Below are 25,835 nucleotides of genomic sequence, written 5' to 3' on the forward strand. Positions count from 1 at the left end.
GGAGGGTATCTACCTGCCCGTGTAATCACCCGGGCGGGGGTGGGAGGTGCTGGCACGGTGACCGAAGCACCGCCCAAACCCCCCATAGACGTTTCTCTTGGTCTTCCCCCCGACCTCAACCCACGCGGCCGGCCACCGGCGCGCCGCGCCGACGCCGCCCGTGGGCGGGCGCGCCGCGCGCTGGTGGTACTGGCCACGACGCTGTCCTGCCTGATCTTCGTCGCCGCCACCGGCGGATACACGGTCTATCGCTACTTCGACGGGCAGATCTCCCGCATCAAGCTCAACCTCGGCGGCGACCGCCCCACGGAGAACGCCGGCGGCGCCGTGAACTTCCTGCTCGTCGGCTCGGACAGCCGGGCCGGCACGGGCAACCAGTTCGAGAGTGAGGGCGCGGTCGACGGCGAGCGGTCCGACACGACCATGATCGCCAACCTGGCCCCGGACGGGACGACCACGCTGGTCTCCTTCCCCAGGGACACGCTGGTCGCCATCCCTGGCCACGGCAGGGGCAAGCTGAACTCGGCGATCACGACCGGCGGCCCGTCGCTGCTGATCAGGACGATCGAGCGGATGACCGGGATACGCATCGACCACTACGTCTCGGTCGACCTCGACGGCTTCCGCCGGATGACGAACGCGATAGGCGGGGTGACGGTCTGCCTGCGGCAGCTGCCCGACGGCTCCACGGCGAACCTGCGCGACCCGTGGTCGCAGTGGCGCGGGGTGGTCGGCGCCAACCATCTCGACGGCGAGCAGGCCCTGGCGTTCGTCCGCCAGCGCCATGGGCTACCCAATGGCGACTTTGACCGGATCCACCGCCAGCAGCAGTTCATCGGCGCGGTGTTCGAGAAGGCGACGAGCACCGGCGTACTGGCCAACCCGGCCCGCCTGGAAGGCCTGCTGCAGGCGGCGCTCAGCTCGTTGACCGTCGACGACTCCACCAAGATCGATGATCTGCAGCGGCTCGCGACCAGGCTGCGCGGCCTGAGCGCCGACCAGATCCGCTTCGAGACGATCCCGGTCCGGCCGCCGACGCCGGCGGAGGGCGCGAACGCCCTCGGCGAACTACCGGTGTACGGGTCGGTGCAGATCTACGACCAGAGCGCCCTGGCCGCCTTCCTCGCCCCGCTGCGCGGCGACCGAGCCCAGGGCGGCTCCCCCACCGCGACCGCCGGCCCCGGCGGCGCCCCCGCGGGGCCCGTCTCGCCGCGCTCCGGCGTGCGGGTGAACGTGTACAACGGCACCGGCGTCGCGGGGACGGGCGAGACGACGGCGACCTCGCTGGCCCGCGCCGGCTTCGAGACCAGCGCCGCGCGCACCTGGACCGGCGGGTCCCTGGCCGCGAGCGAGATCCGGTACGCGCCGGGGCGGGAGGCGGACGCGCGGGCGGTCGCCGCGGTCGTCCCCGGAGCACGCCTGGCCGTGGACTCGGCGCTGCGCGCCGGGACCGTCACGCTGATCCTCGGCACCGGTTTCACCGGCCTCGACCGCGCGGCCATCGTCGCGAACGCGGGTTCCGGGGCGTCATCCACGGCGCCGGGCGCCGCTGGCGCGGGCGGCACCGGCTCCCCGGCGCCGGCCGCCCCGCCGCGGACAGCCTCCGACCTCACCACGAGCTGCACGTACTGACCCCCGCCGGCGGGGCCGCGGCCGCGCGGGGGTTGGGGCGCCGTCGCCAGGCCGAGGCGCCTCGGCCTGGCTTCCAGCGCCGACGCTCGCCATCCCGGTGTCCGCCATCCCGGTGTCCGGCCTCGAGCGGCCCCGCTTTGTCAGCGCCTCCGCGCGGTGGCCCTCCGGAGGCCGCTCGCGGCCGCTACCACCGCCACGAGACCAGGTAGACGCCACAGAAACACCAAAGGAACAACAGACTCGGCAGCCAGCCAGTGGACACCAACGGGAGCCAGAGCGCGCTCCCACCAGCCATGGGCCAGCGCAAGGCCGCCCGTACGAGTCTGTGATGGACCTCACGACGAGTCAGCCCGGCCACACTCGGCACCCGCCCGGCCGACCTGCGCACCAGCGCGCCACGGCGCGATACCGCCTGCGCCCCGGCGCCGAAGCACCAATGTTGTCGCGGTGTGTAGCAACAACGTCACATCTGTCCGTTGTCTTTCTGCTCGCACGGCCGGACGGCAACGCCCAAGCGGAGCGACGCGTCCTAACTCGGGACAACGACACTGGTCTGGGGTCGCTCCGCCCACGGCGCGCCGGAGCGATGGCCGCCCCGCGCATGGGGGACGCGGGCAGCCCGCGGACATGTCCCGTCGGCCCAGCCGACGGGGCCGTCCCAGCCATCTGGTCTGTCCGGTCTGTCTGGTTGTCCGACCCGCCAAGGAGGGCCGCACCGCCGGTGAGCCACGCAATCCTGCCGCGCCCGGCCCTGCCGCCGGAGCTCGACCCCCGGGCCCCCCGCCGCCGCCGCTCCTCCCTGCGGCGGCTCTCCCTGGTCAGCTGCTCGTTGCTGTCGACCCTCGTGCTCGCGCTGAGCGGGGTCGGCTGGTTCCTCTATAACCAGTTCGACAGCAACATCACCCGCAACAGCGGCTGGAACGTCGGCGGGAACAGGCCCGCGGAGGTGCCGGGCAGCCTCAACATCCTGCTGCTCGGCGACGACAGCCGCGATGGCACGGGCAACGAGTACGGCGGCGAGGCCGTCGAGGGTAACCGGTCGGACACGACGATCATTGCCCACTTCGACAAGGACGGCACCGCGACGCTGCTGTCGTTCCCCCGTGACGAGCTGATCAAAGTGGTCGTCCCGGCATCCGCGGCGAAGGAGGTGCCGCGGGACGGCAGGGACAAGCTCACCAACGTCATGACCTACGGCGGCGTGCCCGGCCTGATCACCACCCTCGAGGCGCTGACGGACCTGCACATCGACCACACCGTCAAAATCGACCTGGCCGGCTTCAAGCAGATAACGGATGCGATCGGTGGTGTTACTGTCTGTGTCACGCGGATGCCTAACGGCAGCACCACCAATCTGAATGACAACTATTCGCAGTGGCACGGCCAGCTGGGGGAGAACCACCTGAACGGGGATCAGGCGTTGGCCTTCGTGCGGACCAGGCACGCCCTCGGTGACGAGCGGCTGCGGATCCTGCGGCAGCAGCAGTTCCTGTCCAAGCTGCTGACACAGGCGACCAGCACCGGCGTGCTCACCAACCCGGCGAAGATCACCTCGCTGCTCGGCGCCGTGGGTGGCGCGATCGAGATGGACTCGAGCCTCGACCAGACAGAGCTGATCAAACTCGCCGACCGGGTCAGCAAGCTCGGCTCCGGCAAGGTCAAGTTCGTCACCGTGCCGACCCACATCCCGGTCGACGGCGAGGGCGGCGCTACCGGCGGCAACGGCACGGTCAGCTACCACGGCGCCGTTCTGTTCATCAACACCGAAGAGTTCGAGCAGATCCTCGCACCGCTGCGCCCCGCGTCGCCGCAGGACGCGGCGGTCGCCAGTGCCGCGCCCGTGGCGCCCGCCCAGGTCGTCGTCGCCTCGATCGCCAACGCGTCGGGCCGCCAGGGGCTCGCCGCCGCCACGGCGGCCGACCTGCGCAAGCTCGGGTTCGGCGGCTTCATGGCCGCCAAGACGGCCACGGCCGACCAGAGCGCGACCGAGGTCCACTACGCGCCGGGCCAGGAGAGTGCCGCCAAGACCCTCGTCGCCCGCATCCCGGGCGCGCGGGCGGTGGCCGATGCCACGCTCACCGGCAGCGGCCTCGAGCTCGTGCTCGGCTCGTCGTTCACCGGCGTCACGGGCGCCGCCGGGCCGACGGCCGCCAGCGCCGCTACCGGCGCGGCTCCCGCGGCCGGCGCGGCGGGGACGGCCGCGCCGACGACCACCGCGCCGCTGGGGTCCGGAGGCATCCCGGCCGACACGTCGTGCACGCCGTGACGAACGGCGCGCCGCGACTCACCACGGTCGAGGAGCTGCTCGGCCCGCCGGGGCCGGGCGGCGCGGGCGGCGCGGCGCCGTTCCCGGGGGTGGCTGCGGCGCTGGCGGCCCGGCTGCGCGCCGACGGGGCGAGCCCGATGGTCACGTTCTATGACGACGCCACCGGCGAGCGGGTCGAACTGTCGGGGGTGACCCTCGACAACTGGGTGGCCAAGACGGCGAACCTGCTCGTCGACACCCTCGGCCTCGGCCCGGGCGACCGAGTCGGCGTGGACCTGCCGGCCCACTGGCTCGCCGTCGTCATCCTGCTGGCCGCCTGGTCGGCCGGTCTCGAAGTGCTCGTCGCCCCCAGCTCCGAGGACCGGGCGGACGGGGGCGACGAGGCGGACGGGCCTGACGACGACGAGCCGGCCGGCGACGTCCAGGCGGTCTTCGTCGCCGAGAGCCGGATCGACGCGGCGCTGGCGCTCGGCGCCGACGAGGTCGTCGCGCTGTCGCTGCGCCCGTTCGGCGCCCGGATGGCCCACCCGGTGGCCGGGGTGCTCGACTTCGCCGCGGAGGTGCCCGCGCACGGCGACCGGTTCGCCGCGCCCGCGCCGCCCGCCGCGCAGACCTCCCTGCTCGCCCGCGCCGCCGGCGCCGCCGAGGCGGCCGGCCTCGGCCCCGGCGACCGGCTGCTGTCCACCGCCGGGCCTGGCGGCGCCGAAGGCCTGCTGGCCACGGTGCTCGCGCCGCTGGTGACCGGCGCGTCGGTGGTCGTGTGCCGCCACCTCGACACTCACCTCGACGACGGTGCGCTCGCCCGCCGGATCGCGGCGGAACGGGTGACGGCTGTCTGCGGCACGAGCCGCCCGCTGCCCGCGGGTGTGCGTCGGCTGTTCCTCGCGGACGCCGCGGCGGTCCAGGGGCACGTGCCGGAAGCGGGCTGAGCGACGGCCCGGGAAGGTGGGCGGGCACTCCCGAGTGGGTATTTCACAGCGTGACCGCCGGCCCGCCTCCGCGCCCGGATCATCCCGTTTCGGGCGGCGAGGTTCGTCCTGGGCGAATGATTCCGTAACACGGGGTTACTACCAGCGGACAGGATGACGGACGGCGCAAACCAGTCCGGCCAGGCCCGGCGGCTCCGGCTACCGTCGACGGACGGACGGGTGCACCTGCCGGATTGACGACGATCCGGAACTGTCCGGCATGACTGGCGGACAGGCCCGCGGCGGGCCCGCCTGGTCCCGGGAGGCGGGCCTGGCGGCGCGGCAGCTCGGCGGCCCGGCGGCCGGCACGGCGGCACCACGGCCCGGGGCGGTTGACGGGCGAGCCGAGCGGGCCCGCCAGGCGCGGCGGGCACGTCGATGACACAGAGAGGCAGCGAACCGTGAGCAGGTCCAGGGTGGGCAGGTCGAGCACATCCGAGCGGCCCACGACGCCGCCCGGGGATCCTGCCGGCGCGGCAGGCGAGACCGGGCCACGGATCGCCGTTCTCGGCACCGGCTACCTCGGCGCGACACACGCCGTGTGCATGGCCGAACTCGGCTTCACCGTGATCGGCTACGACGTCGACGCGACGAAGGTGGCCCGGCTGTCGGTTGGTGAGGTGCCGTTCTTCGAGCCCGGTCTCGAGGAGCTGCTGCGCAAGAACCTCGAGTCGGGGCGCCTGTCGTTCACCGCCGAGATCGATGACGTCGCGACCTGGGCCGACGTGCACTTCATCTGCGTCGGCACCCCGCAGCGCCCCAGCGACGGCGGCGCCGACCTCACCTACGTCGACGGGGTCGTGGACACGCTGATCGACACGGGTCTCGCGCCCGGTGCGCTGGTCGTCGGCAAGTCGACCGTGCCAACGGGCACGGCGGCGGCGCTGGCGGCCAGGATCCACGCCGCCGCGCCCGACGTCGAGCTCGCCTGGAACCCGGAGTTCCTGCGGGAGGGCTTCGCCGTCAACGACACGCTGCGCCCCGACCGGCTGGTTTTCGGTGTCATGCCGGATGGCGCCGCCGAGGCCCGTCTGCGTGCGGTGTACGCGCAGACGATCGAGGCGGGCACCCCGGTCGTGGTCACCGACTACGCCACCGCCGAGCTGGTCAAGGTCGCCGCGAACGCCTTCCTCGCCACCAAGATCTCGTTCATCAACGCGATGGCGGAGATCTGCGACGTGGCCGGCGCCGACGTGCTGCAGCTGGCCACCAGCATCGGCTACGACGCCCGGATCGGCAGCCGGTTCCTGCGCCCCGGCATCGGATTCGGCGGCGGTTGCCTGCCCAAGGACATCCGCGCGTTCCAGGCCAGGGCGACCGAGCTGGGCGCGTCGGACTCGCTGGCCTTCCTGGCCGAGGTCGACGCGGTGAACCTGCGGGCGCGCGGGCGGGCGGTGACGCTGACCCGGTCGGCGCTCGGCGGCAGGGTCGACGGCCGGCGGCTGGGTGTGCTCGGCGCCGCGTTCAAACCGAACTCCGACGACATCCGCGACTCGCCGGCGCTCGACATCGCCGCGGCGCTCGCGGCCGACGGCGCGCTGGTGACCGTGTACGACCCGGCGGCCGTGCCGAACGCGCGCCCGCGCTACCCGTCGCTGAACTACGCGTCCTCGGTGCGCGAGGCGGTCACCGGTGCCGACGCGGTGCTGGTGCTCACCGAGTGGGGCGAGTTCCGCGAGCTCGACCCGGCGGCGTTGCTGTCCTACGTCGCCGGCGCGGTGGTGGTCGACGGCAGGCACGCCCTCGACGCGGCGCGCTGGCGTGCCGCGGGCTGGGCGTACCACAGCCTCGGCCGCCCCAGCGACGCCGGAGCGCCGGCGGCCGAGAAGCCGGCGGGCCAGGAACCCGTATGGTAGCCCGCCGCGGTGACCGCCGGTTAGCGCCCAGTCACGACCTCACGCGGGGCGCCGGTGGCGATGTCGTCGACGAAGCCGCGGACCGACGTCGACCGGCGCAGGTAGGGCGAGGCGGCCAGGGCCTCGACCGAGGCGCGGACGTTCCCGTCCAGATCGCTGAACGCCAGCACCGGCCACCAGCGGTGGCGGTGCGCCAATGCGCTGTCACTACTGATGGCTGGGTTGTGCTGGCGGCTCACCAGAACGGGGCACGTCCGACCGCGTGGCCTGACAGTTAGGTGGGATGTCCATGGGGACATGCGGCGCCCGGTTCGGGACGAAGGACCGGGTCCGACGGGCGGCGCGGGAGCTTGGTCCTGGGGGCAGGCCCGGCCGCCGCGGGCTCCCTCTACAGTGAAGAGACCGACGAGATGCCGGCCCACAAGGACATCTGGCCGTCCGCTGGTAGGGGACAAGGGGAACGGTGTCACCGACAGCAAACGAGGGCAGACCGTCTGTCGACACAGTCCCCCCGTGGCTCCTAGGAGGATCTTTGCCTTCCGTCGTCGATCCGACCGCCTCCGCGTCGGCCCCCCACCGTGCCCGGCGACGCGGGCGGGGGCGGTCGAAGGCCCGCCGGATGGCGTCGGTAGTCTCAGCGGGTGACAGAAATCAACCAGGGTCGCCTGTCATGAAGCATCGGGCACGGCCTTCACGGCTGACGCTGCTCATCCACGAGCTGGGCAAGTTCGGCGTCGTCGGTGCCCTCGCCTATGTGGTCGACGTACTCGTCTCGAATCTGTGCCACTCACAGTTCCACATGGAGCAACTGACCGCGAAGACCGTTTCCACGATCGTGGCGGCGACGATCGCCTACATCGGGAACCGGAAGTGGTCGTTCACCCACCGTGCACGTACCGGTGTGCGACGCGAGTACACGCTGTTCATCATTTTGAACGCGATTGGCCTTGGTATCGCCCTTGCCTGTCTGGGCTTCGGCAAGTATGTGCTGGGGCTGCAGGGCGCGCTTGCGTTCAACCTGTTCGGTAACGTGCTCGGCACTGGCTTTGGCACGGTCTTCCGTTTCTGGGCCTACAAGCGCTGGGTGTTCCTGCACCCGGATCACCCCCGAGCCGTCTCCAGCCCCGCCAACCAGCGGTCGGCCCGCGTGCCCGAGCCAGCCGGGCGCTGACAGGGACATCCAGACGGCTCGGATACTCGGCGACTCGGGTACCCGGCGACTCGAGAACCAGGGCACGATTGCCGACCGATCGAGTATCGGGAGCAAGGGCTTACGTTCCGTCGCCTCCTGGTAATCCCCTGACGGAAGATGGCCGGCGCGGCCCCAACCACGGCCCGCGGCCGCAGCGCCACTTCCGGAGTTCGCCCCCTCCCGCCTTCACGGCCACCATCCCCGCGTCACCCGCGGCGCTGGGACAACCAGGCCGGGCCCCGGCCGGCCCGCCTCCTCCGCTGCCCGGCGATACCAGCCCAGGCGCGGCACGACGCAACAGACGCCCAAGAGGGTCACTCGACTATCAACTTCCGGCTGGTCGCGGGCGCCGCGGCCCGCCCGGTCGGGATGAATCCATAACTGGCTCCATACGCCGGTCGACCGTCATTTTTCGTCGGTGCCGACCGGCCATGGCATGCCGGCGTGACGGGCTAGCCGGCCCGGTTCCACCCGCCGCCACCACACCGTAATGTCATACGCACGACGTCCGATGTCCGACAACCGACCGCGAGATGCCGCAAGACGGCACGACCTCCTAACATCGGACACCGGCCCCGGGGATGGAGAGTGGGGCACCCGGGGACCCTTTGGGAGGGAAAGTCATGCAGCCAACAGGCCACGAGCCGGACAACTCGGACGACGAGACCCAGCTCGTCGGTGGGTCCGGGGCGGCGCCGGGCCGGTCGCCATACGGGCAGGGCCCATCCACGCCCGCCGCGGGCGGCCCGCCGGCGGACGACGCGGACGCGGTGACCCGGCTGGTTGGCGGTGGCACCGCCGACCCCTACCGGGCAGGCACGCCAGGGGCCACGCCGCCAGGCGGCGCGCCCGGCTACCAGCCGACCACGCCCTACCCGCAGCAGGGCGGCTACGGCACGCCGGCCGGTTACCCCCCGCCGCCGCAGGCGCCCGCGCCGAGTGGATACCCGAGCCAGACGCCCGCGCCGAGTGGATACCCAAGCCAGACGCCCGCGCCGAGTGGGTACCCGAGCCAGACTCCGGCGCCGACGCCGGGCTACGAACAGCAGGGATATACCCAGCCGGGTTATGGAACCCCGCAGGGCTACCAGCAGCCGGACTACAGCGCGCAACCAGGCTATGACTACGGCCAGCAGACCCAACAGGCCCAACAGGCCCAGCAGGGCTACGGCGGTTACCAGCAGCCCGGGTACGGCCAGCAGCCCGGCTACGACTACGGCCAGCAGGGCTACGCGCAGCAGCAGGGCTATGGCGGCACCGGCTATCCCGGCGGCGGCCAGCCGCAGCCGCCGCGCAACAACAACCGCCGCAACCTGATCATCGGCGGGGTGGCGGCCGGTGTCGTGCTGATCATCCTCATCGTCGTGCTGGGAGTGACCCTGGCCGGCGGCGACGACAAGCCGAAGCCGGTGGCGTCGGGCACGCCAAGCGTGACGCCGACGGTCTCCGCATCCGCGACGACGACCCCATCACCGCTGCCGACCAGCTCGTCGCCGTCGCCGTCGCCCACGGCTTCTGGCGCGCTCAGCCTGGCCGAGCAGGCACTGGTGGGACGGCTGGACCCGGACGAGGTCTCGGACTGCGAGTCCGCGGCCGACCAGGAGGACAGTGATGTCCAGGCCGCGGTGCTGTGCACGGCGACCGGTGACGGCCGCGGCATCTTCGCGTTCAGCTACTTCGACGCGGACGCGCTGAAGCGCGATACGGACGCGCGCAGCAAGACGATCACGGACAAGGGCGACTGCAAGGACGGCAAGGACCAGGTCGGCACGTGGAACTTCACGGACAGCGAGGTCGACGAGGGCGCGCTGCTCTGCGGCCACCTCGACGACGGCTCGTTCTACATGCACTGGACCTACGACGACGACCTCCTTGCCTTCTTCGCCACCGACAACGACGGGGTCACCCTCTACCAGTGGTGGGTGGACTTCGACCCGCTGGCCTGACCCGTCAACACCCTCTGGCTGGCCGAGGGGCCGACCCGCGCCCGCGCTGATCGGCCCCTCCCGCACCCATCGGCCAGTCGGGACCTGGGGACCGTCACGGGCGGGTCGGCCTGAAAGAGGGGCCGGGGCGGGTCTCGGCGCCGATCGGCCCGTTCCACCCATAGGGCACCAGTGGTTGAAAATCGACGGCCGCGCGACAATGGGCAAACCCGTGGCGGAGGCCTGCCCGTGGAAATGCGATCAGGCCGGCCCGGCCGGGCCTGATGTCAGTTTCATCAAGACCGCGCGTGGCCGCGGCCGCAACCGGGGGAGGAACGGTGGCAGGCCCATCCGACGATCGGCCGCCGCGGCCCGAGGGCCTGACCTCGGCCGCCAGCGCCACCGGTCCCCCGGCGGTCCGCGCCGCGCCCGCCGAGCCAGCCTCACTTCCCGGCAAGGCGGTGCCCGCGCGGGCCGAGGCCCCCGACGAGGAAGCCCGCTGGACGTCGCTCGCCGGCTGGGCCGATATCACCCCGACCAACCTGCGTCCCGAGGACATCGACCCCGACACCACGCCGCGGGGCGGCCTGCGCCTGGCCCCGCTCACCCCGCTGGCGCCGTTCGGCCCATCGGCACCGCCAGTGGGCGCTGCCCCTCCCGTGCCCATGGCGCCGCCAGCGGCCGCGCGCCGGCCATTCGTGCCTCCGGCGCCAACCGCTACTCCTCTGTCCGCCAGGTTGCCGCCCCGGCGATTCGTGCCTTCGACGCCAGTCGCCACTCCCCTGTCAGGCCGGTCCGCGATGCCGGCGGGCCAAGCCGGCCCGCCGCCCGCCGGAGCGGGACCGGGGCCGTGGCGCTGGCCAGCGCCCCAGCCCGGCGCACCCGTCGGGACGACGCACGGCGCCTGGGCGGCGGCCGCCGGCCCGCTGACGCCCGCTGTGCCGTTCTGGCGGCGCCGGCCCGCCCTGAGCGCGGCGTTGCTGAGCCTGGTCATGCTGCTCGTAGCCGTCGGGATCGCCTGGGTCGCGGTCGCGCCAAGCTGCTGCACGGACGGCGCCGCGGCGCCTCTGGCCGGGGCCACGCCCGCCGCCGCTGTCCCGTCACCCACGGCTGGCGGGGGCTGGACGCCCGCGCAGCGCGCCCTCGCCGACCGGCTCGACCCGGCGGTGATGCTCGGTTGCCGGCCCAACACCAGCCCCGCCGGCACCGGCGTGACGGCGTCGCTGTTCTGCGCGACGCCGGAGGGCCGGCAGGTGGCGGTGTACGCCTACCAGGACGCGGACGCGCTGCGCTCCGACGTCACCGAGCGCGCCAACGGCGTGCCCAGCGAGGGCCGGTGTGAGCGCGGCGAGAACGAGGTCTTCTCCTGGGATACCGGCCCCGGCACACCAGCCGGTGGGACGGTGGTCTGCCATCACCGCGATGGCAGGGCCTTCCTGTTCTGGAGCTCGGACGCCGACGTCGTCTCCTTCCTCGCCTACGACACCGACCCTCGGGCCCTGGTCAACTGGTGGGAGTCGTTCGAGCCCTTCCCGGACCGCGCCGGCCCCACCGCCGCGCCCCGGCCGGCCTGAGCCACCGGCCGCCGCGGGCGAGGACCGGCCGGCTCACTCGCCGCGCCCGTAGGCCGGCGGCCTGGCACAACGAACCGCGCACAGCGGGCGTCGCACACCACGCGCACTGGGCATGGGGAAGTCCGGACACGGGGAGGGGGACCGCGATGCGGCGTGGGCAGGTCGCGGCGCTGGCGGCCGGCGGGACGGTTGTGGTGGCGGCCGGCGTGACGGCCTTGCTGCTCACCACGGGCGGCGGCGGGCCGACGCCGGCAGTGGGCACGTCCCCCGCGGCGGTGACCACCCAGGGGGCGCCGCCGCCGGCCGCGAGCTCCCCGGCCGACAACCTGACGCCGGCGCAGCGGGCGCTCGCCTCCACGCTCGGGCCGCTGCGGGTGCGCGACTGCGTGCCGGCGCCGCCCGACCGGGTCACCGAGCCGCCAGGCCAAGGGCTGAGCCCGGACCAGGGCGTCGACGCCGCGATCCTGTGCCAGACCAACGTCATCGCCGGTGAGCCCGGCCCGGCCGAGGTCGTCGCGCGGCACTACCGCGACGCCGCCGCCCTCAAGGCCGACGCCGACCGGCGCGCCAGTGCCATCAACGACGTCGGCAGTTGCGCCGCCGGCGAGCCGAGCACCGAGACCTGGGGCCGCTCGACGCGCCAGCTCGGCACCTTCCTCTGCGACCGTGTCGCCCCCGGCGCACCGGATGCCCGCTTCGCGGTCTTCTGGACGGTCACCGCCGACCAGACGGCCCTGTCCGCGGCGTCCCCCGACTCCGCCGGCCTGATCGCCTGGTGGCGCGACTTCACGAAGCCATAACCACTTCTCGGGGGATCACCGCGGTCGTCGGCCGGACTGTCCTCGCGTCGGAGTGGACGGCCCGGCGGCCGGCGTAGGACGGTGGCGTCGGGCAAGGCGCGCACGGGCGTCGGCGTGAGCGTGGGCGAACCGGCGCCGCGGTGCGGTCCGGGGAGCGCGGAGCCTGGCGAGCCACGCGACGATCACGGGCGAACGGTGCAGGAGGCGGCCATGGGCATCCAGCAGACCCTCACCGAGCAGGAGCGGCTCGCCCGGCTGGATCCGGAGCAGCTGCGACGGCTGGTCGGGCTGGTGGAGCATGACGCCGCCGACGACCCGTTTCCGGTGACCGGATGGGACGCGCTGGTCTGGGTCGTGGGAAACGCGACCCAGGCGGCCGTCTACTACCAGCTGGTGTACGGAATGGAGCTGGTCGCCTATTCCGGCCCGGAGACCGGCAACCGCGACCATGTCGGCTACGTGCTGCGCTCGGGGGCGGCGCGGTTCGTGCTGACGGGCGGCGTGGACCCGGCCAGCCCGCTGCTGGAGCATCATCGCCGCCACGGCGACGGCGTCCGGGACATCGCCCTGGAGGTGCCGGACGTCGACCGGTGCGTCGCCCATGCCCGCGCGCAGGGCGCCGTCGTGCTGGACGAGCCGCGCGACGTCAGCGACGAGCACGGCACCGTGCGCCTGGCCGCCGTCGCCGCCTACGGCGACACCCGGCACAGCCTGGTGGACCGTTCCCGCTACACCGGCCCCTACCTGCCCGGATACCGCGCGCTCCAGCCCTCGGAGGCGACGCCACCGGCGGCTCCGACCCCGGCGCCGCTGTTCCAGGCCCTCGACCACGTCGTCGGCAACGTGGAGCTGGGCCGGATGGACCGCTGGGTCGACTTCTACAACCGGGTCATGGGTTTCACGAACCTTGCCGAGTTCATCGGCGACGACATCGCCACGCGGTACTCGGCGCTGATGAGCAAGGTGGTGGCCAGCCTCGACCACCGGGTGAAGTTCCCGCTCAACGAGCCGGCGGCCGGTCAGAAGCGGTCACAGATCGACGAATACCTGCAGTACTACGACGGCCCGGGCGTTCAGCACCTGGCGCTGGCGACCGACGACATCGTCCGCGCGGTGGACGTGCTGCGCGCACGCGGCGTCGGGTTCCTGGCCACGCCCGACTCGTACTACACCGACCCGGCGCTGCGGGCGCGGATCGGCGAGGTACGGGTGCCGATCGACGAGCTGCGCGCCCGCGGCATCCTGGTCGACCGCGACGAGGACGGTTACCTGCTGCAGATCTTCACCAGGCCCACAGGCGACCGGCCGACGGTGTTCTTCGAGCTGATCGAGCGGCACGGCTCGCTCGGGTTCGGCAAGGGCAACTTCCAGGCCCTGTTCGAGGCGATCGAGCGGGAGCAGGCCAGGCGGGGCAACTTCTAGGGACGGGTGTCCCAGGGACCGGGTGTTCCGGGGACCGGGCCCCGCGTGCCGGGCGCGCGCGGAAGCCGGGCGCCCGCGAAAGGGGTGACAGGACATGGCGTACTACCGGGCAGTCGGCTCGATCCCGCCCAAGCGTCATACCCAGCACCGCTCACCCGGCGGCGGTCTCTACTACGAGGAGCTCATGGGAGCCGACGGGTTCTCGTCGGACTCGTCGCTGCTCTACCACCGCGGCATCCCATCGGCGATCGTCGACGCGACGCCCTGGGAGCCGCCGGACCAGACGCTCGCCGAGAACCGACCGCTGCTTCCCCGGCACCTGCGGCTACACGCGCTCTTCCCGGAGGAGAGCTGGAAGGATGCCGACCCGGTCACCGGGCGGCGGCTGGTGCTCGGCAACACCGACGTCCGGATCTCCTACGTCGCGGCCGGCGTTTCCTCGCCGCTCTACCGCAATGTCGCCGGAGACGAGTGTGTGTACGTCGAGTCCGGCACCGCGACGGTTGAGACCGTCTTCGGAGCACTGACCGTCCGGCAGGGCGACTACGTGCTGCTGCCCCAATCGACGACGCACCGCTGGGTACCCACCGGCGAAGGGGCGGCCAAGCCGTTGCGGCTCTATGTGATCGAGGCGAACTCGCATATCGCGCCGCCCCGGCGCTATCTCTCCCCCCGAGGGCAGTTGCTGGAGCACGCGCCGTACTGCGAGCGGGACCTGCACGGCCCGACCGAACCGCTCCTGGCCGACGGCGGCGACGTCGAGGTGCTGGTCAGACACCGCGGCGCCCAGGCAGCCACCGGCACCCAGTACGTCTACCAGACACATCCGTTCGACGTCGTCGGCTGGGACGGCTGCGTCTACCCGTACACGTTCAACATCGCCGACTTCGAGCCGCTGACCGGCCGGGTGCACCAGCCACCGCCGGCCCACCAGGTGTTCGCCGGGGACGGGTTCGTCGTCTGCAACTTCGTGCCGCGCAAGGTCGACTACCACCCGCTGGCCGTGCCGCTGCCCTATTACCACTCCAACGTCGACTCGGACGAGGTGATGTTCTACTGCGGCGGCGACTACGCCGCCCGCCGGGGAGCCGGCATCGGCCAGGGCTCGGTCAGCCTGCACCCGGCCGGCTACTGCCACGGCCCGCAGCCCGGCGCCGTCGAGCGCTCGCTCGGCACGGAGTTCGTCGACGAGCTCGCCGTCATGGTCGACACGTTCCGCCCGCTCCAGCTCGGCGAGGACGGGCGCGCGGCCGAGGACCCGGCCTATGCCTGGACCTGGTCCGGCCGCGGCCCCACCCGCCGGACCGGGCCCACCGGGCCCACCGGGAGCGAGCTCCGATGACGTCCGGTCCGGTACGCGGAGGTAGCCAGGAGTGAGCGTGGTCGAGGTCCCGGCGGGTTCGCCGTTCGGCCTGGAAAACCTTCCGTACGGCGTCTTCTCCACGGCGGGGACAGGCCAGCGGGTGGGCGTGCGGCTCGGCGACACCGTCATCGACCTCGCCCTCCTGCTGAGCGGCGACCCGCCGCGTGACCACGCGGACGACGACAACGACGACAACGACGACGGCGTGTTCGCGGCGCCCACGCTGAACCCGTTCCTGGCCCAGGGCCCGGCGCGCTGGGCGGCCGTGCGCCGGCGAGTCTCGGAGCTTCTCGCCGGGGACGTCCCGGACGCGGTGTGCCACCCCGTCGACGCGGTCACGACGCACCTGCCAGTCCAGGTCGGCGATTTCGTGGATTTCTACGCCTCCGAGCACCATGCGTCGAACGTCGGCCAGATCTTCCGGCCGGGCGCTCCGCCGCTGATGCCGAACTGGAAGCATCTGCCGGTCGCCTACCATGGCCGGGCCGGCACGGTCGTCGTCTCCGGAACCGACATCGTCCGTCCCGGCGGGCAGCGCAGGCGGCCGGGCGAGGATGCGCCCGCCTACGGCCCGAGCCTCCGGCTGGACGTCGAGGCCGAGCTCGGGTTCGTGATCGGCGCCGGCTCACGCCTGGGCGACCGGGTCGGCGTAGACGAGTTCGACGAGCACGTCTTCGGCGTCGTCCTGGTCAACGACTGGTCCGCGCGCGACCTGCAGGACTGGGAGTCCAGGCCGCTCGGCCCCCACCAGGGCAAGAGCTTCGCCACGTCCGTCTCACCGTGGGTCGTGCCGATGGCCGCGCTGCGCGCCGCCCGTATCCCGCTGCCGGCCCAGGTTCCCGAGCCGCTGCCGTACCTGCGCGGGCGCGCGCCGGGCTGGGAGCCGTGGGGCCTCGACGTCGACCTGGCCGTCGGCTGGAACGGCGAGACGGTCTCCCGCCCGGCTGCCCGCGAGCTGTACTGGTCCCCGGCCCAGCTGCTGGCCCACCTGACGGCGAACGGCGCGTCCACCCGCACCGGTGACTTGTTCGCCTCCGGCACGGTCTCCGGCCCGGAACGGGGCCAGCGCGCCTGCCTCCTCGAGCTGACCTGGAACGGCACCGAACCGATCACGGTCAACGGCGAGCAGCGCACCTTCCTGCTCGACGGCGACCGGGTCACGATCTCCGCCACCGCCCCGGGCCCGGACGGCGCCCGCGTCGGCTTCGGCGAGGTGACCGGCGCGATCCTGCCCGCCCGCCCCTGAGCGGCGCGCAGTGCCAGCCCAGGCCCGAGGTGCCAGCCCTATCAGCCGGAGTAACCGCGGAGGGCCTCGCTGAGCTCGTAGAGGCGCAGGTGGACGTGCTCGACGTGGGGGACGCTGGTCAGGACGACCTGACCGCGTTCCCCCGCGCTCTCGATCGTCAGCGTGCCCGAGCCGACCATCCGCTCGAAGAGCGTGTGCTCGAAGGTGACGTCGTTGAGCCGGACCAGCGGGATGTCGCGGCCCGACCGGGTGAGCACACCGGTGCGCAGCAGCACCCGCTCGTTGGTGATCACGTAGCGCGTCGTGATCCACCGCACCCAGGGCCTGATGGTCAGGTAGACCAGCAGGACCACCGCGACGATCAGCACCAGGTACTGCAGCGGTTTCTGCAGTACGCCGTTCGGCGCGAAGAAGACCGCCAGCACGGCTAGACCGAGCACCACCACAGCGCTGAGCACCGGCCGCACCAGCCGGATCCAGTGCGGGTGCAGGTCGAGCACCACCACTTCGTCATCCGTCAGGATGTCTTCGGGAAAGGCCACGCGACGATCGTCGCACTCCCTGTGACACCGGGGCGAGATGCCCCAGAGCAGGCGCTCAGGGCGTGGTGGGCGCCGGCCTGAGGTGGACGACGTCGGCGGCGCTGAAAGCCCGGCCGTCAACGACCAGCCGGCCGGCCTCGTCGACATCGCCGGCCACGCCGACGACCGTCTCGCCGCCCGGCAGCTCGACCCGGACGTCGCGGCCGAGGGTCGCGCACACCTCACGGTATTCCTGCCGGGCGGCCGCCGGATCCGCGTCGAAACTGGCGAGAGCGCCGGCGAGATCCGTGAGCAGCGCGGCGAGCAGGTCGGTCCGCCGCGGCGCCTCGCCGGGGCCGGCGGCGGCATCGACACGTCCGGCGCGGCCGCCGTCGACGCCGGTGGCCGCGGGGCTTCCGGCCTGGCCCGTCGTCGCGGCGGCCAGCACGGCCAGGCTCGTGCCGCCCGGGGGCAGCTCGGCGGCGGTGGTGTGCACGTTCAGCCCGAAGCCGATCACCAGCCCCGGCTGTGCCGACGGCCTCGACGCGTCCGACTGGCCCGGCGCGGCGCGGATCAGCTCGACCAGGATGCCGGCGAGCTTGTCCCCACCGACCTGGACGTCGTTCGGCCACTTCAGCCAGGCGGGCACCGCGAACCGGGAGCGCAGCGTCGCGACGAGCGACGTGCCGACGACCATCGGCACCCAGCCGAGCCGGGCCGCCGGCACAGCCGGGCGGGCCAGCAGGGACACGGTCAGCCCGGAGCCTGGCGGAGACACCCAGGAGCGGTCGAGCCGGCCCCGCCCGGCGCTCTGCCGCTCGGCGGCGATCACCAGCCCGGCCGGCTCGCCGGCGCGGGCCCTGGCCGCGACGTCGGCGTTGGTGGAGCCGGTCTCGGTGACGACGACCACCCGCAGCCCCACGGGCCGCCCGGCCTCGGCGAGCACGGCGGCGTCCAGCGGGTCCGCCAGCGCGGGCCCGCCCAGCGCGGGCCTGTTCGCCGCGGACGGGCCCGGCCCACCCGATGCCGCGCTTCTGGGGTCAGCCACGGCCACAGCCTGCCAGCACCCGCCGCCGGCGCCCACCGGGGCCACAACCGCTCGCCGAGGGTGTGAGACAGAGTGCACTGTTGCTCGCACCTCAGACCACGGTGGCCGTACGCTGCCGCGCATGGCACTTCCGTCGCCCGCCTCCGACCCCACGCCCGACCCGCACACCACAGCGGGAAAGCTCGCGCAGCTTCAACGGGTGAATGACGACGCCGTGCACGCCGGCTCGCAGCGAGCGGTCGACGCGCAGCACGCCAAGGGCAAGATGACCGCCCGCGAGCGGATCGCCGCCTTCCTTGACCCGGGCTCCTTCGTCGAGACCGACGCGTTCGTCCGCCACCGCGCGCACGACTTCGGCGTCGAGGCGAACCGGCCCTACGGCGACGGCGTCGTGACCGGCTACGGCACGGTCGACGGCCGCCAGGTGTGCGTGTTCAGCCAGGACGCGACGGTCTTCGGCGGCAGCCTCGGCGAGGTCTTCGGCGAGAAGATCGTCAAGGTCATGGACCTCGCGGTGCGGACCGGCTGCCCGGTCATCGGGATCAACGACTCTGGTGGCGCCCGCATCCAGGAGGGCGTCGTCGCGCTCGGCCTGTACGGCGAGATCTTCTATCGCAACGTGCTGGCGTCCGGGGTCGTGCCGCAGCTGTCGCTGATCATGGGGCCGTGCGCCGGCGGCGCCGTCTACTCACCGGCGATCACCGACTTCACCCTGATGGTCGACAAGACCAGCCATATGTTCATCACCGGGCCAGACGTCATCAAGGAGGTCACCGGCGAGGACGTGGGCTTCGAGGAGCTCGGCGGCGCGCACACGCACAACAGCAAGAGCGGCGTCGCGCACTTCCAGGCCACGGACGAGACCGAGTGCTTCGAACTGGCCAAGGCGCTGCTGTCGTACCTGCCGCCGAACAACATGGACGACGCGCCGGTCTACGACGAGGTCGCCGACGTCGAGGCCGAGGTGGACCCGGAGCTGGACACCTTCATCCCCGACTCGCCGAACACGCCGTACGACATGCACAAGGTGATCGAGAAGATCCTCGACGACGGGGACTTCCTCGAGGTGCACGCGCAGTTCGCGATGAACCTCATCGTCGGTTTCGGCCGGGTCGACGGCCGGTCCGTCGGCGTCGTCGCCAACCAGCCGATGCAGTTCGCCGGCACCCTCGACATCGACGCCAGCGAGAAGGCCGCCCGGTTCGTCCGGACCTGTGACGCGTTCAACATTCCGGTGCTGACGTTCGTCGACGTCCCCGGGTTCCTGCCCGGCACCTCGCAGGAGTGGACCGGCATCATCCGCCGGGGCGCGAAGCTCATATACGCCTACGCGGAGGCGACGGTCCCGAAGGTCACGGTCATCACCCGCAAGGCCTACGGCGGCGCCTACGACGTCATGGGGTCCAAGCACCTGGGCGCCGACATCAACCTCGCCTGGCCGACCGCCGAGATCGCCGTCATGGGCGCCCGCGGCGCCGTCAACATCGTCTACCGCCGCGAGCTGGCCAAGTCCGACAACCCGGACGCCCGGCGCGCCGAGCTGATCGCGGACTACAACGACCACTTCGCGACGCCGTACATCGCGGCCGAGCGCGGCTACCTCGACGCCGTGATCCCGCCGTCGGTTACCCGCCGCGAGGTGATCCGCGCGCTGCGGCTGCTGCGCAACAAGCGCCAGACGCTGCCGCCGAAGAAGCACGGCAACATCCCGCTCTAGAGGGCCAAAGGAGGTGCGAAAATGCTCTTCCCTCGCACCTCCGGCGGCCCGCTCCCCGGAAGCACCAGAGGGCCAAAGGAGGTGCGAAAATGCTCTTCCCTCGCACCTCCGGCGGCCCGCTCCCCGGAAGCACTGACGGCGCGTGGCCTCGGCCGCGATGCCAACCGCGCCGGCCCTGACGGCCACGCGGGTCGGCCACCCGGATCGCACAGTGACACAGAGATCCGCACAGTGACGCAGAGATCTTCGAGGAGGTGCTGGTGGCCGAGAGCGAACCGGCCGAGCCACGCCGGCCGTTGCTGAAGCTGGTGCGCGGCGACGCGACGCCGGAGGAGATCGCGGCCATCGTCGCCGTGCTCGCGGCGCACGCCGCCGCGGCGGCGGTGCCGGCACCGCGCGCTCCCCGGTCGGTGTGGGCCGACCGGAGCCAGGGGCTTCGGGTCGCGAGCGGTCCGGGTGCGGGCGGCTGGCGGCGCGCGGGCATCCTCGGCGGCATGCGGACCGGGTGATTGTCGTCACCGACGGCCCGCCCGCCGGCCGGCGGGGGCCGGCAACCGGATGCTCCTGATGGAGCTAGGACGCAGGGTGCTCATCAGCCCCCGGCGCGGGTACAGATCAACAGGCACATCGACGGGCAAGCAGGACATTCCAGGTAGCAACCTCAGCGGCCGTAGTCGCCCTAGACTCGGGCAGGCCGAACGAGGACGGGAGGAACGTGCGCAAGATCCTCATCGCCAACCGCGGCGAAATCGCCGTCCGGGTGGCGCGGGCGTGCAAGGACGCGGGCTATGCCAGCGTCGCGGTGTATGCCGAGCCCGATATCGACGCCCTGCACGTTCGCGTGGCCGATGAAGCGTACGCACTCGGCGGCTCCACCCCGGGCGACTCGTACCTGCGCATCGACAAGATTCTCGACGCCGTCGCGAAGTCGGGCGCCGACGCGGTGCACCCCGGCTACGGCTTCCTCTCGGAGAACGCCGACTTCGCCGAGGCCGTCATCGCCGCCGGGCTGACCTGGATCGGCCCGACGCCGGACGCGATCCGCCGGCTGGGCGACAAGACCGCCGCCCGCCACATCGCGCTCGCCGTCGGCGCCCCGCTCGCGCCCGGCACCGCCGACCCGGTCGCCGGCGTCGACGAGGTCGTCGCGTTCGCGGAGGAGCACGGCCTTCCGGTCGCCATCAAGGCGGCGTTCGGTGGCGGCGGCCGCGGCCTGAAGGTCGCCTGGACGATGGACGAGCTGCCCGAGCTCTTCGACAGCGCGGTGCGCGAGGCGGTCGCGGCCTTCGGCCGGGGCGAGTGTTTCGTCGAGCGCTACCTCGACCAGCCGCGCCACGTCGAGACCCAGATCCTCGCCGACACCCACGGCAACGTGGTCGTCGTCGGCACCCGCGACTGCTCGCTGCAGCGCCGCTACCAGAAGCTGGTCGAGGAGGCGCCCGCGCCGTTCCTCACCGACTCCCAGCACGCGTCGCTGTACGAGGCGTCCAAGAAGATCGCCAAGGAGGCCGGCTACGTCGGCGCCGGTACCTGCGAGTTCCTGGTCGCCAAGGACGGGATGATCAGCTTCCTCGAGGTCAACACCCGGCTGCAGGTCGAGCACCCGGTGACCGAGGAGACGACCGGCATCGACCTGGTACGGGAGCAGTTCCGCATCGCCGAGGGCGAGGTGCTCGACTTCACCGACCCGCCGGCCCGCGGCCACGCGATCGAGTTCCGGATCAACGGCGAGGACCCCGGCCGCAAGTTCCTGCCGGCGCCCGGCACCGTCACCAAGCTCGTGCTGCCGACGGGCCCCGGCGTGCGCGTCGACACCGGTATCGAGAGCGGCAGCGTCATCGGCGGGGCGTTCGACTCGCTGCTGGCCAAGCTCATCGTCACCGGCGCGACCCGCCAGCAGGCCCTGGAGCGGGCCCGCCGGGCCCTCGACGAGATGGTCGTCGACGGCATGGCGACGGCGCTGCCGTTCCACCGGGCCGTGGTACGCGACCCGGCGTTCGCCCCCGCCGCCGCCGAGGCGTTCACGATCCACAACCGCTGGATCGAGACCGAGTTCAACAACACGATCCCGGCGTTCACCGGCGGGGCCGACACCGACACCGACGAGGCCGCGCGGGAGACCGTCGTGGTCGAGGTCGGCGGCAAGCGGCTGGAGGTCGTGCTCCCGGCCGGCCTCGGCGCCGTGGCTGGTGGTGCCGGCGGCGGGCGCGGCGCGGCTGCGCCGAAGCGCAGGGCCAGCGCCAAGAAGGCCGGCGCGGCCACCGGCAACTCGCTGACCAGCCCGATGCAGGGCACGATCGTCAAGGTCGCGGTCGCCGACGGTGACACCGTGGCCGAGGGCGACCTGATCGTCGTCCTGGAGGCGATGAAGATGGAACAGCCCATCACCGCCCACCGCGCTGGCACCATCACCGGCCTCGCGGCGGCCGTCGGCGCCGTCGTCCCCAGCGGCACCGTCCTCTGCGAGATCAAGGACTGACAGGCGCCACACACCGAAATCCGTCAGTCAGACCGAAGCCCTGGGCCGCCCATCGGCCCAGGGCTTCGTCCTGCCGCGTCCATCACGCTCGAACACGAGCCGCGCCATCGAGAGCGGAGAGGCAACTGCGGCAACTGCGGCAACTGCGGCGACTGCCGCTTCGTCACGCTCCGGCTTGACGAGCCGGCGCGGGGCGGTCAGGATTTGTGTGCCGCTTCGATGCGTTTGGGGGCACTCGCGGCGGCTGGGGGTGGACCCTGGGGACTCTGCTGGGGGCACGGTCCCCAGGGTTCCATGCTTTCTGGCCCCTTCCGGGACGACGAGCGCCCGGGGCCCTGGTCGCGTGACGCGGCCGGCAGCGCCGATGCCGCGCACGATTCGTAGGCTCGGACGTATGGACGTTGGCAACGAAGCCCGGACGGGTACCGCCGAGGCCGAGAGGCCGGTCGGCGCGGCCTCGAGGCCGGCACCCGCGGGCGGGCTCGAGGCCCCGCCGCTGACGGGACGGGTCGCGTACGTGTTCGGCGTGGCACTGCCCGCGCGGTACAGCACGTGGGTGTCACGGGACCTGACGGGTCCGGGGTGGCGGCGGCGGCAGGCGCTGCGGCCGGTGCTGATGATGCTGCCGTTCGCGGTCGTCTTCGCGCTGCTGCCGGGGCCGGTCGGCACCCGGGCGCTGCTGGTCGTCTTCCTGCTGGTGGCGGCCGGTGGGCTGGGGGTGGGGCTGAGCGGCCACTTCCGCAACCGCCGGCTCGTCCAGCACGGTTTCCCGCCCGTCATCAAGCCGAACGCAGAGGACGTCGAGAACGGGGAGCCCGCGCCGGCCGCCAGCTCCGGCGACAAGACCGGCGTCACGCCCGCCCGCCTCACGACGCCGTCCACCGACCCCGACGACGACCCCGACGGCGTCAACGCCTGACCGACTCCCACCACATCACGCGCCAAACCCGCCGAAATGGCGGCGAGGCCTGATGCCGATGCTAAATGTGGTCAATGAGACACGGATCGCGGCATGATGGCCACCACGAACGTCAACTTGTGGTTGAGTGGTCCCGTGCCAGCGGCTACCACCGGCGTCTTCCCGACGGTCCACGCCTCCGGTGCGCCATATGGTCAGCTATTCGAAACGAACTGCCGCGAGCAGATCAGTATCGCCTACGCTCAGGCGGTCGTGACCGCCGCGCGCTGCAAGCTTGAGCATGTTCGCATTGACGACGAGAAGGTGGACGCCGTCATTCGGCAGGTTGCCGAGCACGACCTGTATGACGGTATCCAGATCGACATCCAGCTCAAGTGCACGTCGCAGGCCGTGCTCGGTCCCAAGGACGCGAGGTGGCCGCTTGAGCGCGACACGTACAACCGGTTGCGCAGCCCGAAGCGGCTCTGCGCGCGACTGCTGGTCCTGATGGTCGTCCCGCCGGACCTGGAATCGTGGGTGACACAAGACGAGGACGGGCTGCGCGTGGTCAGGTGCGCGTACTGGCGGGACCTCCTAGGCGAGCCCGAACTGCCGCCGAACGTGGGCCGCAGGACGGTCGATCTGCCCCGATCGAACATCTTCAACGTGCAACAGCTCCTCGGCATCCTTGCTCGGGTCGGGAGGGGAGAAAATCCATGAGCGCATTGCGTCGACCGGAAGACTGGGACATCTCCCCGCAAAGCATCGCCAGCTTCCTCGGCACCTCCGGATGGACCCTGCAGAACGCAGACGAGGCCAAGGAGATCTGGGGTCTCAGCGAAAACGGCAGCCCTCGCGCGCGCCTGCTGCTCCCGTTGGACCCGACCTACATCGACTACGACATCCGGTTTCAGGAAGCGGTTGAAAGACTCTGCAGGGTCTTTGACTGGGACGTCGAGGAGCTAACGGCCAACGTGCTGAGCGCCCGGACAGACGTGGTGCTCATCAGGACAGACCAGGCCATGCAGGACGAATCGATCCCGCTGGTCCAAGCCCGAGACGTCATCAGCGGTGCCGTCGACATGATGGAAGCTGCGGCCAGAGCGTCGCTCGAGCCCAGGGCCCAGTACGTGGGCCAGCGGCCGAACGCGGTGCGGGACTTCGTCGACGGCGACGTCCGGATGGGGCACACCCAACGCGGCAGTTTCGTCGTCACCGTGCTCACCCGCCTGGCCGAGGACGACGTCATCCACACGGACGAGTTCGGCGACGCGGCGGAGGCTCCCCGCTCTCAGCGCGGCCGAGCGTGGACGGTTCCGGCCGCGCGGGCCGGTAACGGCATCCGCCAGTACGCGCAGGGTCCTAGCGGCGGACCGGCCATGGTGCGAATCCCACCCTTTCAACGCCGGGTCATGGCCACCCTGGCGCTGGCGCTGAGCGAGACCCGCGACCTCAGCCTGCGGCAGACCGCCGACGCGGACCTGGACCTGGCCGTGTCGCGGGGCGTGAGCGCGAACCTGTGCGAGTCGCTGCTGACCATGACGCGGTTCGAGGGTCTGCGAGCACTCGACGTCTCCTTCCGGTGGGCACCGGCGGAAGCCGTGCCGCCCCCGACGGTCAACCAGGTCGTCTTCGACCGCGATGTCATCGCCGGAATCGGCGCCATCGGCAGGAGCCTCCGCCGGGCTCCCGAGAAGGTGAAGTCGACGATCTACGGCCGGGTCACCCGCCTGGAGCGCGGTGAGGACGACGACGATGGGGTGGTCACCATCAGCGGCGTCGTCGGAAGATCGACTCGACGGACGGTCCGCATCCCGGTGCGCGGCGAGCAGTACGACCTCGCGATCGTCGCCCACCGGCAGCGCCAGCCGGTCACGGTCACCGGCGACCTCCGCAAGGTGAAGAACACCTACACCTTCGACGGCCCGGTCGTCATCGAGTACTCGTAAGGCGTGCGGGCCGGGGTTCCTGCCGGATCGGCGGAGCTTGCGGAGCCGATCTGGGAGGTCCGGGACGCGCCGCACTGCCTGTCGGACGCTGAGCGTCCTCCCTACGTGGTACGGGGTATCTGCGTATGGCCGTGGCTGGCGTGGAGCCGGGTCGAGGACGTGGTTGCGCTGGCGCTGCGCCTAAGGCGCCGTCACCACACACGTGAGCGGGTCACGCTGACTGGTCGCCAGCCCGCCAGCCATCTGGCCTTACGCCGTCGAGCGGGCGCGCAGATCGAGGACGTGGTTGCGCTGGCGCTGCGCCTAAGGCGCCGTCACCACACGTGAGCGGGTCACGCTGACTGGTCGCCAGCCCGCCAGTCATCTGGCCTTACGCCGTCGGGCGGGCGCGCAGGTCGGCTACGTAGTCGCTGGGGGCGCCGGCCTTCTCAGCTCCGTCGGCGATCCCGGCCAGGTGGCGGGCGGAGGGCAGGCCGCCCTCGTAGGCGTCCAGCACGTAGGTCCAGGCCAGCACGTCACCGTCGAGCGTGGAAAGGCGTACCCGGATGCGGGTGTACAGGCCGGTGTCAGCGCCTTCCCAGACGTCGAGCCGCTCCAGGTCGTAGCGGTCGATGTCGTAGAGCATCACATACACCCGCCCCGCCGGGTACGGCACGATCGTCGCGAGCGCGCCGTCCCAGCCGAAGTTCTCCCCGCCAAAGGTGAGCCGCCAGCCGCTGAGCCAGCCGGTCCCGGTCACCGGCGAGTGGGGAGCGTGCTCCTTCATCTTCGCCGGGTCAAGATTGCTGGCATACGCTGCGTACAGGTTCATGTCGGCGTCTCTCATCCCATGGCCCGAGCCTGGATGGCGCGGGGGCCGGTGCAAGGCCGGTTGCGCACGGCGTGAGCACCGCCAATGCGCGTGACGGCTGGGCCGGTTCGCCTCGCCATTATGCGACCGATGACCCCCTTGATCACACGGGCCTTTCCGTAGAGCCTG

The 25,835-nt window shown here is 72.2% G+C and carries 21 protein-coding genes; 17 read left to right on the forward strand and 4 right to left on the reverse strand.

Going from position 1 to position 25,835, the window contains the following annotated elements; genetic code table 11:
- Positions 1 to 57: 57 nt before the first annotated feature.
- The 4 genes from QOZ89_RS02205 to QOZ89_RS02220 all read left to right on the forward strand — a co-directional run bounded on the left by QOZ89_RS02205 (position 58) and on the right by QOZ89_RS02220 (position 6,722).
- Positions 58 to 1,632 (forward strand): LCP family protein, encoded by a 1,575-nt coding sequence (locus tag QOZ89_RS02205; RefSeq protein WP_071052704.1) that lies wholly within the window; start codon positions 58 to 60, stop codon positions 1,630 to 1,632.
- 721 nt (positions 1,633 to 2,353) lie between these two features.
- On the forward strand, positions 2,354 to 3,898 hold the full coding sequence (locus tag QOZ89_RS02210) for an LCP family protein (RefSeq protein ID WP_312622855.1): 1,545 nt from the start codon (positions 2,354 to 2,356) through the stop codon (positions 3,896 to 3,898).
- Positions 3,895 to 4,827, forward strand: coding sequence for a TIGR03089 family protein (locus tag QOZ89_RS02215; RefSeq protein WP_071052753.1), 933 nt, complete (start codon positions 3,895 to 3,897; stop codon positions 4,825 to 4,827). Before QOZ89_RS02210 ends, QOZ89_RS02215 begins: the two co-directional genes overlap by 4 nt.
- Positions 4,828 to 5,267: 440 nt before the next feature.
- Positions 5,268 to 6,722 (forward strand): UDP-glucose dehydrogenase family protein, encoded by a 1,455-nt coding sequence (locus QOZ89_RS02220; protein WP_083419670.1) that lies wholly within the window; start codon positions 5,268 to 5,270, stop codon positions 6,720 to 6,722.
- Between the two features lie 20 nt (positions 6,723 to 6,742).
- On the opposite strand, the gene QOZ89_RS02225 is transcribed toward QOZ89_RS02220, so the two are convergent.
- Positions 6,743 to 6,961, reverse strand: a complete 219-nt coding sequence (locus tag QOZ89_RS02225) for a carbonic anhydrase (protein WP_131804164.1) — start codon at positions 6,959 to 6,961, stop codon at positions 6,743 to 6,745.
- Positions 6,962 to 7,392: 431 nt separating this feature from the next.
- Here QOZ89_RS02225 and QOZ89_RS02230 point away from each other — a divergent pair, with 431 nt between their 5' ends.
- The 7 genes from QOZ89_RS02230 (at position 7,393) to fahA (ending at position 16,244) form a co-directional block, all read left to right on the forward strand.
- Positions 7,393 to 7,893, forward strand: coding sequence for a GtrA family protein (locus tag QOZ89_RS02230; protein WP_071052706.1), 501 nt, complete (start codon positions 7,393 to 7,395; stop codon positions 7,891 to 7,893).
- A gap of 644 nt (positions 7,894 to 8,537) precedes the next feature.
- Positions 8,538 to 9,860, forward strand: coding sequence for a hypothetical protein (locus QOZ89_RS02235; RefSeq protein WP_312622857.1), 1,323 nt, complete (start codon positions 8,538 to 8,540; stop codon positions 9,858 to 9,860).
- Positions 9,861 to 10,177: 317 nt separating this feature from the next.
- Positions 10,178 to 11,413: a hypothetical protein gene (locus tag QOZ89_RS02240; RefSeq protein WP_071052708.1), complete on the forward strand. Its 1,236-nt coding sequence runs from the start codon at positions 10,178 to 10,180 to the stop codon at positions 11,411 to 11,413.
- A gap of 146 nt (positions 11,414 to 11,559) precedes the next feature.
- Entirely contained in the window at positions 11,560 to 12,213 is a 654-nt protein-coding gene (locus QOZ89_RS02245; protein ID WP_312622859.1) for a hypothetical protein, read from the forward strand.
- Between the two features lie 210 nt (positions 12,214 to 12,423).
- Positions 12,424 to 13,635, forward strand: a complete 1,212-nt coding sequence (hppD, locus tag QOZ89_RS02250) for a 4-hydroxyphenylpyruvate dioxygenase (protein ID WP_071052710.1) — start codon at positions 12,424 to 12,426, stop codon at positions 13,633 to 13,635.
- A 94-nt stretch (positions 13,636 to 13,729) separates the two neighbouring features.
- On the forward strand, positions 13,730 to 14,977 hold the full coding sequence (locus QOZ89_RS02255; RefSeq protein WP_312622860.1) for a homogentisate 1,2-dioxygenase: 1,248 nt from the start codon (positions 13,730 to 13,732) through the stop codon (positions 14,975 to 14,977).
- 31 nt (positions 14,978 to 15,008) lie between these two features.
- Positions 15,009 to 16,244 (forward strand): fumarylacetoacetase, encoded by a 1,236-nt coding sequence (gene fahA / locus QOZ89_RS02260; RefSeq protein WP_312622861.1) that lies wholly within the window; start codon positions 15,009 to 15,011, stop codon positions 16,242 to 16,244.
- Positions 16,245 to 16,285: 41 nt separating this feature from the next.
- Here the strand turns inward: fahA and QOZ89_RS02265 are convergent, their stop codons facing one another.
- Positions 16,286 to 16,786 carry a PH domain-containing protein gene (locus tag QOZ89_RS02265; RefSeq protein WP_071052713.1) on the reverse strand — a complete coding sequence of 167 codons (501 nt, stop codon included), beginning with the start codon at positions 16,784 to 16,786 and terminating at the stop codon, positions 16,286 to 16,288.
- Positions 16,787 to 16,841: 55 nt separating this feature from the next.
- On the reverse strand, positions 16,842 to 17,813 hold the full coding sequence (locus QOZ89_RS02270; RefSeq protein ID WP_397428660.1) for a biotin--[acetyl-CoA-carboxylase] ligase: 972 nt from the start codon (positions 17,811 to 17,813) through the stop codon (positions 16,842 to 16,844).
- Between the two features lie 121 nt (positions 17,814 to 17,934).
- On the opposite strand from QOZ89_RS02270, the gene QOZ89_RS02275 reads away from it, so the two are divergent.
- The 6 genes from QOZ89_RS02275 to QOZ89_RS02300 all read left to right on the forward strand — a co-directional run bounded on the left by QOZ89_RS02275 (position 17,935) and on the right by QOZ89_RS02300 (position 24,856).
- Positions 17,935 to 19,530, forward strand: a complete 1,596-nt coding sequence (locus tag QOZ89_RS02275; RefSeq protein WP_071052714.1) for an acyl-CoA carboxylase subunit beta — start codon at positions 17,935 to 17,937, stop codon at positions 19,528 to 19,530.
- Between the two features lie 260 nt (positions 19,531 to 19,790).
- On the forward strand, positions 19,791 to 20,039 hold the full coding sequence (locus tag QOZ89_RS02280; protein ID WP_071052756.1) for an acyl-CoA carboxylase epsilon subunit: 249 nt from the start codon (positions 19,791 to 19,793) through the stop codon (positions 20,037 to 20,039).
- Between the two features lie 206 nt (positions 20,040 to 20,245).
- Positions 20,246 to 22,009 carry an ATP-binding protein gene (locus QOZ89_RS02285; protein ID WP_312622863.1) on the forward strand — a complete coding sequence of 588 codons (1,764 nt, stop codon included), beginning with the start codon at positions 20,246 to 20,248 and terminating at the stop codon, positions 22,007 to 22,009.
- Positions 22,010 to 22,403: 394 nt separating this feature from the next.
- Positions 22,404 to 22,928, forward strand: a complete 525-nt coding sequence (locus QOZ89_RS02290; protein ID WP_312622864.1) for a DUF5313 family protein — start codon at positions 22,404 to 22,406, stop codon at positions 22,926 to 22,928.
- 93 nt (positions 22,929 to 23,021) lie between these two features.
- Positions 23,022 to 23,627, forward strand: a complete 606-nt coding sequence (locus QOZ89_RS02295) for a DUF4365 domain-containing protein (RefSeq protein ID WP_071052717.1) — start codon at positions 23,022 to 23,024, stop codon at positions 23,625 to 23,627.
- A complete protein-coding gene (locus QOZ89_RS02300; RefSeq protein WP_312622865.1) occupies positions 23,624 to 24,856 on the forward strand; it encodes a hypothetical protein in 1,233 nt (410 codons plus the stop codon). The genes QOZ89_RS02295 and QOZ89_RS02300 overlap by 4 nt, the downstream gene beginning before the upstream one ends.
- Before the next feature lie 370 nt (positions 24,857 to 25,226).
- On the opposite strand, the gene QOZ89_RS02305 is transcribed toward QOZ89_RS02300, so the two are convergent.
- The gene (locus QOZ89_RS02305) at positions 25,227 to 25,667 is read right to left on the reverse strand and encodes a gamma-glutamylcyclotransferase family protein (RefSeq protein WP_071052719.1); all 441 of its coding nucleotides are present in this window, start codon (positions 25,665 to 25,667) and stop codon (positions 25,227 to 25,229) included.
- Positions 25,668 to 25,835 lie beyond the last annotated feature (168 nt).

The organism is Pseudofrankia coriaricola (genome assembly GCF_032027725.1).
Classification (GTDB): domain Bacteria; phylum Actinomycetota; class Actinomycetes; order Frankiales; family Frankiaceae; genus Pseudofrankia.